The sequence below is a fragment of the Streptomyces sp. E-08 genome (genome assembly GCF_049913095.1).
Classification (GTDB): Bacteria; Actinomycetota; Actinomycetes; order Streptomycetales; family Streptomycetaceae; genus Streptomyces.
In genome coordinates this window covers 437,997-454,220 of the sequence record NZ_CP183971.1, presented here as the reverse complement: position 1 = coordinate 454,220, position 16,224 = coordinate 437,997, and the positions used below count along the sequence as shown (strand labels likewise).

16 protein-coding genes and 1 pseudogene are annotated in these 16,224 nt (G+C 71.8%); 14 read left to right on the top strand and 3 right to left on the bottom strand.

Annotated elements, in window-relative coordinates; translation table 11 throughout:
- The first annotated feature begins 159 nt into the window (after positions 1-159).
- Complete coding sequence (locus ACN9MM_RS02280) at positions 160-738, top strand: TetR/AcrR family transcriptional regulator (protein ID WP_426362049.1); 579 nt, start codon at positions 160-162, stop codon at positions 736-738.
- A gap of 36 nt (positions 739-774) precedes the next feature.
- Here ACN9MM_RS02280 and ACN9MM_RS02275 read toward each other — a convergent pair whose 3' ends face one another.
- Positions 775-900: a hypothetical protein gene (locus ACN9MM_RS02275; RefSeq protein WP_426362048.1), complete on the bottom strand. Its 126-nt coding sequence runs from the start codon at positions 898-900 to the stop codon at positions 775-777.
- Positions 901-1,032: 132 nt separating this feature from the next.
- On the opposite strand from ACN9MM_RS02275, the gene ACN9MM_RS02270 reads away from it, so the two are divergent.
- From ACN9MM_RS02270 to ACN9MM_RS02210, 13 genes and pseudogenes are all read left to right on the top strand, one after another.
- Positions 1,033-1,176: a hypothetical protein gene (locus ACN9MM_RS02270; RefSeq protein WP_426362047.1), complete on the top strand. Its 144-nt coding sequence runs from the start codon at positions 1,033-1,035 to the stop codon at positions 1,174-1,176.
- A 126-nt stretch (positions 1,177-1,302) separates the two neighbouring features.
- Complete coding sequence (ureA, locus tag ACN9MM_RS02265) at positions 1,303-1,998, top strand: urease subunit gamma (RefSeq protein ID WP_426362046.1); 696 nt, start codon at positions 1,303-1,305, stop codon at positions 1,996-1,998.
- Entirely contained in the window at positions 1,995-3,731 is a 1,737-nt protein-coding gene (locus ACN9MM_RS02260; protein WP_426362045.1) for an urease subunit alpha, read from the top strand. The genes ureA and ACN9MM_RS02260 overlap by 4 nt, the downstream gene beginning before the upstream one ends.
- 205 nt (positions 3,732-3,936) lie before the next feature.
- Positions 3,937-4,950 (top strand): agmatine deiminase family protein, encoded by a 1,014-nt coding sequence (locus ACN9MM_RS02255; protein ID WP_426362044.1) that lies wholly within the window; start codon positions 3,937-3,939, stop codon positions 4,948-4,950.
- Positions 4,951-5,028: 78 nt separating this feature from the next.
- Positions 5,029-6,705, top strand: coding sequence for an ABC transporter substrate-binding protein (locus ACN9MM_RS02250; RefSeq protein WP_426362043.1), 1,677 nt, complete (start codon positions 5,029-5,031; stop codon positions 6,703-6,705).
- Entirely contained in the window at positions 6,702-7,661 is a 960-nt protein-coding gene (locus ACN9MM_RS02245) for an ABC transporter permease (protein ID WP_426362042.1), read from the top strand. The genes ACN9MM_RS02250 and ACN9MM_RS02245 overlap by 4 nt, the downstream gene beginning before the upstream one ends.
- Entirely contained in the window at positions 7,658-8,512 is an 855-nt protein-coding gene (locus ACN9MM_RS02240; protein WP_376507862.1) for an ABC transporter permease, read from the top strand. Before ACN9MM_RS02245 ends, ACN9MM_RS02240 begins: the two co-directional genes overlap by 4 nt.
- Positions 8,509-9,504 (top strand): ABC transporter ATP-binding protein, encoded by a 996-nt coding sequence (locus tag ACN9MM_RS02235; protein ID WP_426362041.1) that lies wholly within the window; start codon positions 8,509-8,511, stop codon positions 9,502-9,504. The genes ACN9MM_RS02240 and ACN9MM_RS02235 overlap by 4 nt, the downstream gene beginning before the upstream one ends.
- A complete protein-coding gene (locus ACN9MM_RS02230) occupies positions 9,497-10,294 on the top strand; it encodes an ABC transporter ATP-binding protein (RefSeq protein WP_426362040.1) in 798 nt (265 codons plus the stop codon). The genes ACN9MM_RS02235 and ACN9MM_RS02230 overlap by 8 nt, the downstream gene beginning before the upstream one ends.
- Positions 10,295-10,343: 49 nt before the next feature.
- Positions 10,344-11,486 (top strand): agmatine deiminase family protein, encoded by a 1,143-nt coding sequence (locus tag ACN9MM_RS02225; protein ID WP_426362039.1) that lies wholly within the window; start codon positions 10,344-10,346, stop codon positions 11,484-11,486.
- Between the two features lie 146 nt (positions 11,487-11,632).
- Positions 11,633-13,084 carry a purine-cytosine permease family protein gene (locus tag ACN9MM_RS02220; protein WP_426362038.1) on the top strand — a complete coding sequence of 484 codons (1,452 nt, stop codon included), beginning with the start codon at positions 11,633-11,635 and terminating at the stop codon, positions 13,082-13,084.
- A gap of 48 nt (positions 13,085-13,132) precedes the next feature.
- Positions 13,133-14,302, top strand: coding sequence for an agmatine deiminase family protein (locus ACN9MM_RS02215; RefSeq protein WP_426362037.1), 1,170 nt, complete (start codon positions 13,133-13,135; stop codon positions 14,300-14,302).
- Between the two features lie 75 nt (positions 14,303-14,377).
- A pseudogene (locus tag ACN9MM_RS02210) lies at positions 14,378-14,653 on the top strand (amidohydrolase family protein); the annotation flags it as partial.
- Between the two features lie 21 nt (positions 14,654-14,674).
- Here ACN9MM_RS02210 and ACN9MM_RS02205 read toward each other — a convergent pair.
- Positions 14,675-15,244, bottom strand: a complete 570-nt coding sequence (locus ACN9MM_RS02205) for an ester cyclase (RefSeq protein ID WP_426362036.1) — start codon at positions 15,242-15,244, stop codon at positions 14,675-14,677.
- A gap of 158 nt (positions 15,245-15,402) precedes the next feature.
- Positions 15,403-16,224 (bottom strand): hypothetical protein, encoded by an 822-nt coding sequence (locus ACN9MM_RS02200; RefSeq protein ID WP_426368638.1) that lies wholly within the window; start codon positions 16,222-16,224, stop codon positions 15,403-15,405.

The window sequence follows — 16,224 nt, the reverse complement described above, 5'->3', positions numbered from 1 at the left end:
TCCGTGGGTGGCCGACCTCGCGCTGATCACTCGTGTCGGTCGGCCCGGCCGACGCAACGAAAGGTGCCCGCGCCCCGGATCGGCCGTCCCCCGGCGGCGCACCCGCCGGTGATCAGGTCAGTGATCCCCCGCCGGTGAGCGCCCGGTAAGGTTCGGGCCATGGCGTCTCGCAGCACTCAGATCCTGGAAGCCGCCGCCCGGGTGATCGCCCGGCGCGGGGTCCGCGGCCTGCGCGTGGAGGAACTCGCGGCCGAGGCGGGCGTGTCCACGGCGCTGATCTACTACCACTTCAAGGACCGCGCCGGGATCCTCAGCAAGACGCTGGAGTTCATCAACGACCGCGCCGAGCGCTACACCACCCACCGTGACCCTGACGCCGAACCGCTCAGCCCGCGCGAGGAACTGGACCAGACGCTCCTCCTCGAACTCCAGGACTCGACCGAGGTCAGGGAGAACAGCAGCGCCTGGGGCGAGTTGAGGGCGAGCGCCGTCTTCGACGACCTCCTGCGCGAAGACCTGGCGCGCGCCACCCTGGTCTGGGTCCAGGAGGTGGCGGCGCTGCTCGGCCAGGTCCGTCCGATGGCGACGGCCGTCGCCCTCACGGCCTCCGCCGAACGGCTCACCGCGCTCCTGGAGGGCCTGAGCATGCGCTGGCTCAGCGGAACGCTCCAGATCGCCCACGCCCGGACCCTGATGAGCGACGCCATCGCCGCCGAGATCGACCGGCTCGGCCGCTAGGGCCTGTCGTAGGGCGTCCTGTCGATCAGGCCGGGCTCACGGCGTGATCGACAAGCGTCCCCAGGGCGCCCACGGCAGCTCGACCCGCACGGCGAGGCCGCCGTGCGGGCGCGGCGTCGCGGTCAGCTCGCCGCCATGGGTGACGGTGATCGCGCGCACCACGGCGAGTCCCGGCCCCAGGCCCTTGCCCCGTCGTCGACCTGCTGCGCGCCCTCGACGACGGCGGCACCACCGTCGTCGCCACCACGCACGACCGCGATCTCGCCGCCTCCTTCCCCCGGCGCATCGGCATCCATGACGGACACGTCGACTTCGACCGGCCTCGTCCTCTCCCTCGCCGCGGTCGCCCGGTCCGTCCTGGTCGCGGCCGTCGCGGGCATCCACCAGGCCCTGCGCTCGGTGCGGGCGTCGCCGACGGACGCGCTGCGCTCGGCCTGAGGTCACACCCTCGGTCTTGACTGACATTTCAGTCAGTGCCACAGTGAGCCGCATACCCACTTCCGGCGTTCCGGAGAAAGGAAGGGACTTCATGCGTGCGAACAGACCCGTCCGTCAGGGGGCGACATGCCTCTGACGCCCACCGAGCGGGACCGGCTGCTGCTCTTCACCGCGGCCCAGCTCGCGCGGACGCGCCTGGAGCGCGGTCTGCGGCTCAATGTGCCGGAGGCGACCGCGCTGATCGCCGACACGGTGTGCGAGGCCGCGCGCGACGGCCTCCACCTGGCCGAGGCACTCGACCGGGGGCGCGGCGTCCTCGGACCCGACGACGTGCTTCCCGGCGTCACCGACGTCGTGACGGAGATCCAGGTCGAGGCGGTGTTCGACGACGGTACCCGGCTGGCCGTCATCAGTGCCCCCTTCGGCGACGTGGAGCACGACGACGGCGCCCCCGGGGCCGTCCTGCCCCACACGGACACCCTGCCGGAGCCGGCGCCGGTGACGACCCTCCGGGTCCACAACACCGCCGCCGTCCCGGTCAGCGTGACCTCCCACTTCCACTTCTTCGAGGCGAACCCGCGCCTCGACTTCGACCGGACCGCCTCCTACGGCATGCGGCTCGCCGCCCCGGCCGGGTCGTCCACCCGGTTCGACCCGGGCGCCGTCGTCGAGGTCGGGCTCGTCCCGATGGGCGGAGACCGGATCGCCATCGGCTTCGCCGGCCTGGTCGACGGGCCGCTGGACGCGCCCGGCGCGAGGGCCGAGGCACTGAAGCGCGCCGCCTCCTGCGGCTACCCCGGAGCGGAAGGGGCGGAGCGATGAGCAGGCCCACCAGACACAGCGACCACTGCGCGCCCGGCGACAGTCGGCACATCGACCCGCACGAGTACGCCACCGTGCACGGCCCCCGCGCCGGTGACCGGGTCCGGCTCGGGGACTCCGGTCTCGTCGTACGGGTGGAGTCGGACTCGCAGGCGTACGGCGACGAGTTCCTCGCCGGCTTCGGCAAGACCGCCCGTGACGGCATGCACCTCAAGGCCGCGGCCGTCCGCGAGACCTGCGACGTCGTGATCACCAACGTCCTGGTGATCGACGCGGTGCTCGGCATCCGCAAGGTGTCGATCGGCATCCGCGAGGGCCGCATCCACGCCGTCGGGCGGGCCGGCAACCCCGACACCCTCGACGGCGTCGACGTCGTCGTCGGCACCGGCACCACGATGATCCCGGGCGAGGGCCTGATCGCCACCGCCGGGGCCATCGACACCCATGTCCACCTGCTCTCCCCGCGGATCATGGAGGCCTCGCTCGCGAGCGGCGTCACCACGATCATCGGCCAGGAGATCGGGCCGAGCTGGGGTGTCGGCGTCAACTCGCCCTGGGCCCTGAAGCACGCCTTCAACGCCTTCGACGCGTGGCCGGTCAACATCGGCTTCCTGGCCCGGGGGTCCGCCTCCGACCCGGCGCCGCTGGTGGAGGCGCTGGCCGAGGGCGGGGCGTCGGGCTTCAAGGTCCACGAGGACATGGGCGCCCACACGCGGGCCCTGGACACCGCCCTGCGGGTCGCCGAGGAGCACGACGTCCAGGTGGCGCTGCACAGCGACGGCCTGAACGAGTGCCTGTCGGTGGAGGACACCCTCCGGGTCCTTGAAGGCCGTACGATCCACGCCTTCCACATCGAGGGCTGCGGCGGCGGACACGTGCCCAACGTCCTGAAGATGGCGGGCGTGCCGAACGTCATCGGCTCCTCGACGAATCCGACCCTCCCGTTCGGGAGGGACGCCATCGCCGAGCACTACGGGATGATCGTCTCCGTCCACGCGCTCAAGACCGACCTCCCGGGCGACGCCGCCATGGCGCGCGACCGGATCCGGGCCGGGACGATGGGCGCGGAGGACGTCCTGCACGACCTCGGCGCGATCGGGATCACCTCCTCCGACGCGCAGGGCATGGGCCGTGCCGGGGAGACGGTCCGGCGCACGTTCGCGATGGCCGGGAAGATGAAGGCCGAGCTCGGGCCCCTGGAGGGCGACGGCGCCCGGGACGACAACGCGCGCGTGCTCCGCTACATCGCCAAGCTCACCATCAACCCGGCGATCGCCCACGGCCTCGCGCACGAGGTCGGCTCGATCGAGGTCGGCAAGCTCGCCGACATCGTGCTGTGGCGGCCGCCCTTCTTCGGGGCCAAGCCGCAGATGGTCCTCAAGGCCGGATTCCCGGCCTACGGCGTCACGGGCGATCCGAACGCTGCCACCGACACCTGCGAGCCCCTGGTCCTTGGCCCGCTGTTCGGTGCCCACGGTGCCGCTCCGGCGGAGCTCTCCGTCGCGTTCGTCGCACAGGCCGCCGTCGACCTCGGCTCCGACACGATGAGGACGCGCCGCCGTAGGGTGGCCGTCCGGGGCACGCGCGGCATCGGCCCGGCCGACATGCTGCACAACGCGCGCCTCGGTCAGGTGGACGTCGATCCGCGCAGCGGGCTCGTGACCCTCGACGGCGATCCGATGCGTTCGGAGCCGGCGCAGCAGGTCTCGCTGAGCCGGCTGTACTTCCTCTGACCCGGTCGGCACTTCCTCTGACCCCGGTCGGCCGACCGGGCCCCGGCCCGGCTGACTGAACTTTCAAAACCCATGCCCCTCCTCTTGACTGAATTTTCAGTCGAGAGGAGGATGCTGTTCACACCGCGTACCCGTCCTGTACGACCGCCAGGCTGAGCCGGCCGCCGCCGACGGGTACTTCTGGCGAAACGAAGAGAGACCCGTGATGACTGCATTCCGTATGCCTGCCGAGTGGTCCGCGCACGAGGGGTGCCTGATGGCCTGGCCCGTACGGGAGGACCTGTGGGGCGGCGTGCTCGACGACGTCAAGGAGGAGTACGCGAACGTCGCCCGCGCCATCGCCGCCTTCGAGCCCGTGACCATGGTCGCGCCGCCCGGCCACGGCGACGACGCCCGCAAGAGGTGCGGCGAGAAGATCACCGTGGTGGAGCTGGCGCAGGACGACTCCTGGTTCCGCGACTCCGCCCCGCTCTTCGTGCTCGACGGCGACGGCCACCGCGCCGGAGTCGACTTCCGCTTCAACGCCTGGGGCCGCAAGCACAGCCCGTACGACTCCGACGACCGGATCAGCGGCCTCCTCCTGGAGCACCTGGGCGTCGAGCGCATCGCCTCCGACATGATCCTGGAGGGCGGGGCCATCACCGTCGACGGCGAAGGCACCCTGATCACCACCGAGCAGTGCCTGCTCCACCCCAACCGGAACCCCGGCATGAACCGCGACGAGATCGAGACGGAACTGAAATCCCAGCTCGGCGTCGACAAGGTGGTCTGGCTTCCGTACGGCGGTCTCCTGGACACCGAGACCGACGGGCACGTCGACGGCGTCTGCGCCTTCGCCGCTCCGGGCAAGGTCGTCGTCTCCCTGCCCGACGACCCCGCGCACCCCGACTACGCCCGGATGCGGGCCAACCGCGCGGTGCTGGAGGCCACGACCGACGCCCACGGCCGGCCGTTCGAGATCGTCGACGTCCCGCAGACCGCGTACGCCGACATCGCCGGCGGCCGGGTCGAGGTGTCGTACCTGAACTACTACGTGGCCAACGGCGGCGTCGTGGTCCCGGTGGCCGGCGTACCCCAGGACGACGACGCGCTCGCCGTCATCGCCGCGGCGTACCCCGGCCGCGAGGTCGTCGGGGTACGGGCGCCCGCGATCGCCTACGGCGGCGGCGGGGTCCACTGCATCACGCAGCAGGTCCCCGCCGTGCCCGCCACCGCCTGACCGAGAACGGACCGCTCCCGGAGGGCAGCTCCCTCTGCCCTCCGGCCCCCGCACCCCTCACGGAAAGAGAGCGCGACGATGACCACACCCCTGCCTCCCGGCAGCGGACGCCCGCGCGGCAGGCGCGGACGGATCGCCGTGACGACGGTCGCCCTGACCTCCCTCGTGGCCCTCGCGGCCTGCTCCGGCCCGCCGAAGGACGCCGGCATCGGCGGCTCCGAGGCCGAGCTCTCCGCCTCCACGCCGCCGGCCCGCGGAGAGATCGACTCCTTCACCTGGGCCCTCTACGCCGAGCCGCCCACCCTCGACTACACCGTCGCGTTCGACTACCCGCAGAACACGGTCCTCTCCAACGTGTGCGAGAGCCTGATGCGCTGGACGCCCGGCCTCACCCTGGAGCCCGGCCTCGCCCGCAAGGCGTCGAACCCGGACCCCACCACCTGGGTCTACGACCTGCGCGCCGGCGTCCGCTTCCACGACGGCAAGGTGATGAGCGCCGACGACGTGGTCTACAGCCTCGGCCGGCAGCGCGACCCGGACAACGCCGCCGCCTGGGCCCAGAACTTCCAGAACGTCGCCTCCATAGCGAAGACCGGCCCGCTCCAGGTGACGGTCAGGCTCAAGAAGCCCGACTCCCAGTTCCCCCAGTACATGGCGACCGCCGCGGGCGTCGTCGCCTCCAAGGCGGGCGTCGAGGCGGCGGGCAAGAACTACGGCACCACCGGCGACCTCGCCTGCACCGGACCGTTCAAGCTCGGCAGGTGGAGCAAGGGCCAGTCCATCGAACTCGAACGCTTCGACGGCTACTGGGGCACCAGGGCCAAGGCCGAGAAGGCCGTCTTCCGCGTCCTGACCGACCCCTCGGCCCGTACCAACGCCATGCTCAGCGGCGAGGTCGACGGCGGTTACCTCATCCCCACCGAGAGCTACGGCCGGCTGCGCGACAGCGGCCTCGGCACCCTGTACTTCGGCGAGGGCCTCAGCACGGTCAACGTCAACATCACCACCATGCACGGCCCGCTCGGCGATCTCCGGGTGCGCAAGGCCCTCTCCCTGGCCCTTGACCGGTCCGGGTTCGTCAAGGCCGGACTCGGCGGCGCGGGCACCGTCACCACCTCCCTCACCACCCGGGCGGCCTGGGCCGGCGCCTCGGAGAAGACCCGGCAGGCCGCGTTCGGCTCGCTGCCGCCCGCCGCCCAGGACATCGAGAAGGCCAAGGCGCTGATCAAGGAGGCGGCCGCCGAGGGCAAGACCCTGACCGTCGCCACCAGCTCCATCGGCCAGGACGTCTCCCTCCTCGCCACCGCCGTCCAGGCCGCGGGCACCCAGATCGGGCTGAAGATCAACCTCAGGACGATCGCCCCGAACGCCTTCACGGCGCTCTTCACCGACCCCGAGGCGCGCGAGGGCATCGACATGCTCCCGCTCACCTACTACGACTCGATCACCGACCCGCTGGACCTGCTGACCAACTTCAAGACCGGCGCCTACCTGAACTTCGCCGACTTCAGCGACAAGGGCTACGACGCTCTCGTCGACCAGGCCACCGCCGTCTACGAGCCGGACCAGCGCCTGAAGATCGAGGCCGAGCTGCAGAAGCGGGTGGCCGACCAGCTGCCGTGGATCCCGGTCGCCGAGTGGCCCACCGCCGTCTTCCTCAACAAGAGGATCACCGGCGCCCCCACCACCATCGCGTACATGTACTACCCGTGGGCCGCGGACGTCGGTGCGGCGGGCGCGGGGGCCGGCAGGTGAACTTCGTGAAATTCGCCGTACGCCGGGTGGCGGAGATGGCCGCCACCCTGCTCGCCGCGTCGTTCGTGGTCTTCGGCGCCATGTACCTGGCACCGGGCAACCCGGCCGGCTTCCTGCTCTCCGGCCGCTCCGCCTCGCCGGAGGCCCTCGCCGCGATCAACGCCCAGTACCACCTCGACGACCCGTTCTTCGTCCGCTACCTCAGCTGGCTCGGCGACATCGTCCAAGGGGACTTCGGGCGGTCCATCACCTACCGCACCGACGTCTCCAGGCTCCTCGCCGACCGCCTCCCCACCACGCTGCTGCTCGTCGCGATGGCCCTGGTCGTGGTCGCGGTGGTCGGACTCGCCCTCGGCTGGATCGGCGCCGTACGCGGCGGAGGCACCGACTCGGCCATCCTGGTCGGCACCACGCTCGCCGTCGGCACCCCGTCCTTCGTCGCGGCCGTCCTCCTCCAGGGCCTCTTCGCCGTCAACCTCGGCTGGTTCCCCAGCAGCGGATCCGGCGACGGCCTCCTCGACCAGGTCTGGCACCTCACCCTGCCGGCCGTCGCCCTCGCGCTCTACCTGATCGGCATGCTCGCCCGGGTCACCCGCTCCGCCATGGTCGAGGCCCTCGACAGCGAGCACGTCACGGTCGCCCGCAGCCGGGGCGTCCCCGAGCGCCAGGTCATCCGCCGCCATGTGTTCCGCAACTCGCTGGGCACCGTCCTCACCACCGGCGGACTCATCGTCTCCACCCTCCTGGTCTGCACGATCCTCGTCGAGACCGCGTTCAGCATCGGCGGCATCGGCCAGCTCCTGGAGCTCTCCACCACGACCAAGGACTTCCCGACCGTCCAGGCCATCTCCTTGATCATCGTCGCTCTCTTCATGACCGTGAACCTGATCGTCGACCTGCTGCTGCCCCTGGTCGACCCGCGGATCACCCTCGGATCGAGGAGTTCCTCCGTATGACCGCCGTCCTGACCCGCAGGCCCGGCCTCGCGAAGATCCGCACCGCCCGGTCCCCGCTCCACCTGGTCTGCCTCGGCCTCGTCGCCCTCGTCACCGCCGCCGCGCTCCTCGCACCCTGGCTCGTGCCGTACGACCCCAACGCCGTCGACCTCGGCAACGCACTGGCCGGGCCTTCCCCCGAGCACCTGCTCGGCGTCGACGCCGCAGGCCGCGACACCCTCTCCCGGCTGCTCCTCGGCGCCCGCACCTCACTCCTCGGGCCCCTCGGCGTCGTGGTCTTCTCCACCGTCGCCGGCGTCGCCGTCGGCATGGCCGCGGGCTGGCGGGGCGGCTGGCTCGACTCCGTCCTCTCGCGCAGCACCGAGCTGGTCTTCGCCTTCCCCGGCATGCTCCTCGCCATCCTGATCATCTCGATCTACGGCGAAGGACTGCTCGCCCCCGTCATCGCCCTCTCCGTGGCCTACCTGCCGTACGTCAGCCGGCTCACCCGCTCCCTCGTCCTGGCCGAACGCAAACGCCCCTACGTCAGCGCCTACCAGGTCCAGGGACACTCCGCCCTCCAGATCAGCCTGCGCCACATCCTGCCCAACATCGCCCCCGTCGTCCTCGCCCAGTCCACCATCAACTTCGGCTACGCACTGATGGACCTCGCCGGCCTGTCCTTCCTCGGCCTCGGCGTCCCCGCGCTCACCCCCGACTGGGGCCGCATGGTCTTCGACGGCCAGACCGCGATCCAGCACGGCTACCCGCTGTCCGCGATCCTGCCCTCCGTTCTCATCGTGCTCACCGTCGTCGCCTTCAACGTGGTCGGAGAGCGCTGGGCCGACCGCGTCGCCAGGAGAGACCGATGACCACCGACACCTCCCCGCACACGCTCCACGTCCAAGGGCTGCGCATCACGCTGCCCGGCACGGCCCGCCCCGTCCTCGACGGCGTCGACCTCCACGTCGCCGCCGGCGAGACCGTCGCCCTCGTCGGCGAGTCCGGCTCCGGCAAGACCCTCACCTCGCGCAGCGCCCTGAACCTGCTGCCGCCCGGAGCCGTCGTCGAAGGCGCCGTCCGGGTACGCGGCGAGGACGTGCTCACCATGGACGCCGACCAGCTGCGCGCCCTGCGCACCGGCACGGTGTCCATGATCTTCCAGGACCCGCGCGCCGCCCTGAACCCCCTGCGCCGGATCGGCGACTTCCTCACCGAGAGCGTCACCCTGACCGGGAGCATGAGCCGGGCGGACGCCACCGCCCGCGCCGGCGAACTCCTCCGAGCGGTCGGCCTCGACGACTCCGCCCTCGTCAAGTACCCCGGCCAGGTCTCCGGCGGCATGCTGCAGCGCGTCATGATCGCGGCCGCCCTGATGGGCGACCCCGCCCTCGTCCTCGCCGACGAGCCCACCACCGCGCTCGACGTCACCACCCAGGCCGAGGTCATCGCCCTCCTGGCCGAACTCCGCGCCCGCTTCGGCACCGGCCTGCTCTTCGTCACCCACGACCTCGACCTCGCCGCCGCCATCAGCGACCGCGTCTACGTCATGTACGCCGGACGGATCGCCGAGAGCGGCCCCGCCGAGACGCTCTTCGGACGCCCCCGGCACCCGTACACCGCGGCCCTGCTCGCCTCCACCCCCCGCCTGGAGGCACCCGCGGGGAGGCTCGCCGCCATCGACGGCCAGCCCCCGGACCTCCGGCAGGAGCTCAACGGCTGCCCGTTCGCCGCCCGATGCCACCTGGCCACCGAGATCTGCGACCAGCAGGCCCCCGAGCCGAGGCCCACACCCGGCCGACCGCACCACCAGGCCGCCTGTCACCACAGCGACCGTCTCGAAGGGAGCCCCGTCGATGCCTGAGCACGTCCTGGAGGCCGTCGGTCTCCACCTCACCTACGGGAGCGTCCGCGCCGTCGACGACGTGTCCTTCGCCCTGCCCGAGGGCGGGTCCGTGGGCATCGTCGGCGAGTCCGGCTCCGGCAAGACCACCACCGCCCGGATCGTCGTCGGTCTGGAACGGGCCGACTCCGGCGACGTCCTCGTACGGGGACGGGCCCGCGGCACTCGGCACCGCGGCCGGGCCGCCCGCCTGGCGCGGGCGCGCGAGGTCCAGATGGTCTTCCAGGACCCGTACCTCTCCCTCGACCCGCGGACCAGCGTCGAACAGGTCCTGCGCGAGACCCTGAGCCTGCACTTCCCCGGCACCGACCACGACCGGCGCGTCCGGGAGCTCCTCGACCAGGTCGGCCTGGGCACCCGCGCGGCCGACGCGCGGCCCCGGCAGCTCTCCGGCGGGCAGCGCCAGCGCGTCGCCATCGCCCGCGCGCTCGCCGTCGAACCCGCCGTCCTCGTCCTCGACGAGGCGGTCGCCGCCCTCGACGTCTCCGTGCAGGCGCAGATCCTCAACCTGCTCGCGGACATCCGCGAGGAGACCCGGATCGGCTACCTGTTCATCACCCACGACCTCGGCGTGGTCCGGTGCGTCACCGACGACGTCATCGTCATGCGCCGGGGCCGTGTCGTCGAGGCGGGACCCACGGCCGAGGTCCTCGCGGCACCCCGGCACCCCTACACACGGCTCCTGCTGGAGTCCGTGCCCCGCCCCGGCTGGGACCCCGAGGCGATCGCCTCGGCCCGCCGGGCGCTCTGACCGCACCCCCCACCGCACAAGCAAGCACGTTGACACAGGAGGTCACACCATGAACGAACGCACCGTCGCCCGCCACGCGGGCCCGGGCCTCAACCGGCGCCGGTTCCTCGCTGCGGCCGGCCTCACCGCCGCGGGCGCCGCCCTCGCCACGACGGCCCTCCCCGACAAGGCCACCGCGGCGCCGGGCACCTTCCGGGTGCCCGTCGAGGACGTCCGGCACACCCGGACCTGGATGGCCTTCCCGGACAGCGGCGCGATATGGGGCGGGAAGCTGAGCGGCGTCCAGGCGGACATCGCGCTGATCGCCCGTACGATCGCCAAGTACGAGCCCGTGGTCCTGTGCGCCAACTCCGCGAGCGCCGCCAAGGCCCGGACGATGTGCGGCCCCACCGTCACCGTCGTCAGCTCCATCCCCGTCGACGACTGCTGGATGCGCGACACCGGCCCCGTCTTCCGCACCGACGGCTACGGCGGCCTCGACACCATCGGCCTCAACTTCAACGGCTGGGGCGACAAGCAGGCCCACAACCGGGACGCGCTCGTCGCGGAACGGATCGCCGCCCACGTGGGCGTGCCGTTCACCTACGCCGACCTGGTCGGCGAGGGCGGCGCCATCGAACAGGACGGCGCCGGCACCCTGATGGCGACCCGCAGCAGCCTGGTGAACCGCAACCGGAACCCCGGGATGTCGGAGCGTCAGCTGGAGGCGGCGATGTGCGACGCGTACGGCGCGTCCAAGGTCATCTGGTTCGACGGCGTCAAGGGCCAGGACATCACCGACGACCACGTCGACGCGACCTCCCGCTTCCTCGCCCACGGCGAAGCACTGGTCCAGATGCCCGTCGCCGCCGACAACGACGCCTACGCCCGCGACGCCCGCCTGCAGTACAGCACCCTGTCCGCCTCGACGACCGCCAAGGGCCGGGCCATGGACGTGATGCGCCTCCAGGGCCCCGACTACAACAGGATCCGCTCCACCAACCGGGACTTCCTCGCCTCCTACGCCAACTTCTATCTCTGCAACGACGCGGTCATCTCCGCCCAGTTCGGCGACACGAGGGCGGACGAGGCGGCCCGGGCGACGCTGCAGCGCCTGTACCCCGACCGGTACATCGAGCAGCTGAACATCGACCGTCTGGGCACGGGCGGCGGCGGCATCCACTGCGTCACCCAGCAGCAGCCCGTCGCGTGACCACGCAGCTGAAATTCTCGTCAGAGAGTTGCGTCCCAGTCATTGACTGAAATTTAAGTCAATCCCTAGGGTGAGCGCACCGTACAGCGCGGCGGTTCCCGCGGCGCTGTACGGATTCATCGACGCACCCCTGAACAGGAGCCCACATGGGGCCAGTTGACTCGCCGGCGTATGACTCCGCACCGCACGCGGGCATCGAACAGCACTCCATCGACTGGGTGCCCCTCTCGGAACGGCACGGCAAACCGTCGAGCGTCGGGGCCATCTGGTTCGTCGGCAGCCTCAACCTCACCGGACTCGCGACCGGCGTCGTGACGCTGTCCATGGGGGCCTCGCTCATGTGGACGGTGGTCGCCACCGTGCTCGGCTCGCTCTTCGGGACGTTCTTCATGGCGTTCCACTCGGCCCAGGGGCCCCAGCTGGGCCTGCCCCAACTCGTCCAGTCCCGGCCCCAGTTCGGCTACCTGGGCGCGGCGCTCACCGTGTGGGTGTTCGCCCTGGTCAACTACGTCGCCTTCAACACCTCCGACGCCCTGCTGTCGGGGCAGGCCATGAACCTGCTCACCGGGATGCCCAACACCCTCGGGTACCTGCTCGCCGCCGCGGTGGCCACCGTGATCGCCCTCTTCGGGTACGCGTGGATCCACCGGCTCAACAAGTGGCTCACCTGGCCCTTCGTCGTGATCACCGCGGCCGTCACCGCCTCCGCGCTGTTCGGCGGCGGGCTGCCCGAAGGCGTCTGGGAGGCCGGCCCTTTCGAACTCGCGCCGTTCATGCTCGTGTTCGTCTTCGTCGCCGGCTTCCAGCTGGGCTGGGCGCCGTACGTCTCGGACTACTCGCGCTACCTGAGACCCGACGTCCCGGTGCGGAGCACCTTCTGGTGGACGTACCTGCCGAGCGCGGTCTCCGGGACCTGGGTCTTCGTCCTCGGTGCCGTGGTCTCGGCCGGCGCCCCCGGGGGCACGGATCCGGTCACCGCCCTGAAGCTGTCGGCCGACCGGCTGTTCGGCGGGTTCGGCACGGTCGCGGTCGTCGTCCTGCTGGTGGGACTGCTCTCCATCATGGCGATCAACCAGTACGGCGGCAGCCTCACGATGATCTCGATCGTGGACTCGTTCCGACCGGTCAAGCCGACGCGGACCATCCGGGTCGCGACGATCGGGATCATGCTGGCCGCCGTCGGGACGGTGTCCACCCTCGTCGGCATCGACCAGTTCAACTGGTTCTTCGCCAACGTGGTGGTGGTCCTGACGTACCTGTTCATCCCCTGGACGGCCATCAACCTGGTCGACTTCTTCTTCGTCCGCCGGGGGCAGTACGTCGTCAAGGAGATCTTCAACCCGCGCGGAATCTACGGCCGATGGGGCTGGCGCGGAAACCTCGCCTACGTGATCGGTCTGGCCTGCATGGCCCCGTTCATGGTCATCACGGGCCTCTTCGTCGGGCCCGTCGCGGAGCGCCTCGGCGGTGTCGACTGCTCGGTTCTCGTCGGCCTGCCGGCGGCCGGAGGCCTCTACTGGGCCTTCGCCCGAACTCTCGATCTGGCCACCGAACGCCGGATGGTCCGGGAGGAGGGGCTGCTGGACCCACTCCACTGAGCGACCCCGCGCCTGCACGTACAGAACCTTTGAGAGAAGGAGCACCACGTGAAGTCAGAGCACGACGGCGAGCGCCCCGGCATCAGCCGCAGAACCCTCCTGGCCAGAACCGGAGCGGCCGCGGCCGCCCTGGCGGCCGGGCCCGTCCTCGGCGGCATCCAGCCGGCGATGGCCGCGTCCTGGCGGGTCCCCGGTGAGGACGCCCCGCACCTGCGGACCTGGATGGCCTGGCCCTCCAGCTCCACGATCTGGGGCAACCTGCTGTCCAGGATCCAGGCCGACATCGCCAAGCTGGCCAAGGAAGTCGCCAAGTACGAACCGGTCATCATGTGCGCGGACGGCTCGTCGGCCGCCTCGCAGGCGAGGGCCGCGTGCGGCTCCACCGTCACGGTCATCAGCTCCATCCCCGTCTCGGACTGCTGGATGCGGGACACCGGCCCGCTGTTCCGGGTCGACGGGGCGGGCGGCATGGACGCCTTCGGCCTGAACTTCAACGCGTGGGGCGAGAACGCCACGACCTTCTACGGCCTCCCCGCCTCCGCGTACGCGAAGGACCGCACGGTCGCCCCGAAGGTCGCCGCCTACGCCGGCGTCTCCTTCGCGAACGCGTCCGTGGTCGGCGAGGGAGGTGGCATCGAGTACGACGGCGACGGCACCCTGATGGCCACCGAGAGCTGCTGGGTGAACAACAACCGGAACCGCGGCAAGTCGCGCGCCCAGATCGAGGCGGAGCTCCTGTCCCGCTTCGGCGCCTCGAAGATGATCTGGCTGCCCGGGGTCAAGGGGCAGGACGTCACCGACGGGCACATCGACGGGACCGCCCGCTACATCAGGCCGGGCGTGGTGATGGTGCAGCTGGCGGGCGCCGTGCGTCCCGACGTCTGGACCGCCAACGCGCAGGCCATCCGTGACGTCCTGGTCAACGCCACGGACGCCAGGGGCCGCCGGCTCCAGGTCCTCACCATCCAGGGACCCGACATCCTGCCCCGCATCCCGTCGGGCCAGCGGGCGGACTTCCTCAGCTCCTACATGAACTGGACGGTGACCAACCAGGCGATCATCACCACGCAGTTCGGCGACACCGCCAAGGACGCGGCGGCCAAGTCGGCGATCGCCGCCGCGTACGGCCGCCCCGTCGTCCAGCTCAACCTCGACAACCTCTACGGCAACGGCGGCGGTGGGGCCCACTGCGTGACGATGCAGGAGCCCAACCGCTGATCCTCGCTGATGCACCGCTGATCCCCGGACGAGCCCGGGTCTCTCCTCCGAGATCCGGGCTCGTCGTATGTGTGCCTGACGGACGTGGTCCGCTGGATGTCCGAGGCCCCGGCTCGCCTCGCGGGTCTCGGCCGCAAGGGTGCGATCGAGGCGGGCCGGGACGCCGACTTCGGGGTCCTGGCCCCGGACGCCGCCTTCACGGTCGACCCGGCGGAGCTCCAGCACTGCGACCGGATCACCGCTTACGCGGGCAGGACCCTCAACGACGTCGTCACCTCCACCTGGCTGCGCGGCGAGAAGATCGCCGACCACGGCACCCTCGCCGAACCCTCCGGTCGCCTCCTGGAGCGACGGGTCTCACAGGTGTCGGCCTCAGCCGCGTTCCCGCTCGCGGGCGGTGGCCGCCGCTCGCTCGGCGGCCTCGGCGACCATGACGGCGGCGCGGACGGCGCGCCCGCTCGCATGCCAGTCGGCGATGAGCGGGACGGTGGGGCCGGGGGGAAAGACGCCGAGCTGCCCGAGCAGGGTCAGGTCGTCGCGGATCGCCTCGTGCCGGACGATCCTGCCGTCCCGCAGGTGCAGGACGTGCACCTGCTCGGAGTCGATGTCGGCCCCGGTCGGCGGGATCGCCTCGCTGAGCACCCCGTCGCGGTATCGGACGAACGGGCCGGTGTGCCGGCCCCGCATGTGCAGCCGTATCCACACCTGGTCGCCGTCGTGGACCACGTCGGTGACGGGGAAGCTCAGGTCGGTGAACGCGGAGCGCAGCCACGCGCCCGACGCCAGTACGCCCGCCGGTCCGGGGAGCGAGCAGGCGGCGGGGGAGACGACCGCCTCGCGGTTGGTGAACTCCTCGTGCACGACCTCCGCGGCCAGCGCCGCGTCGCCGGTCGCCAGGACCGTGAAGAGTCCGCGGGCCACGTCCTCGGCCGACATTCCCATGGGGTGGTTCCTCTCAAGTGTGAGGCTGGATGGGGCGATTGGCCGCCCTGATCGATATTCAGGTTACATGTCGCCTATTGAATAGGTCAGTGGTTTCCGTGAAGGGGCTGCCCCCTCCGGACGCCGTGCCCCCTGTGTCCGCCTGCTGAGCATCGAGATCACGGCGCCCTCCTTACGGCGTGCGCCGACCGCACCTCCGCGGCGCCGGCGGCCGGCCCGGCGTCGCCCGGCCGCCCCACGGCGGCCGCCCCGGCGAAGTGGGCCGTCGCCAGGAGCGTGCCGTCCGCCGCCAGCAGGCGCGCACCGCTCAGCGTGGCGGGGTCCACGGTGGTCGGGGCACCCCAGTAGCCGTAACCGGCCCGGACGGTGAACGAGCCGAGCGGTACGGCGGAGCCGTCGGCCCGTACCAGGAGACACCGCACCGGACCGTCGGCCGCCCGTCCGTCAAGGAGGTCGACGGACATGTACACCCAGCCGTTCCCGCCCGTGGCGTCCGCCGGGTGCGCGTAGATCCGGCCCACCTCACGCCCGCCCCCGGGCCCGTCCGGGGCGACCAGCGCCGCCTCCAGGACGCGCGCCGCCGGGGCCACCACCGCCGGAGCGCCCTCCACCACCGTTCCCACCGCCCAGCCGCCGAACCCGAACGCCAGGGCCGCCGCCACGCCCGCCACCGCGATCCGGAAACGGCGCCCCCGCATCCGGTGCCGCGCCACCGCGGGTGCCGCCGCGTCGCGAGCGGACGGGGCAGGGGACGCCGTGCCCGGCGCCATCGCCCGTACCACCCGGCTCTCGAACCCCACCGGCGGCTCCGCTCCGGGAAGCAGCCCGAGCAGCCCGTCCCCGACCGCCGTCAGGCGCTCCACGTACGCCCGGCAGTCCGGGCAGTGGTCCAGGTGGGCCACCGCCTCGGCCCGCTCGCGCGCGGGAAGGATCCCGAGCGCCAGCTCGGCACCCGCTTCACGCAGCCGCTCGCACTCCAT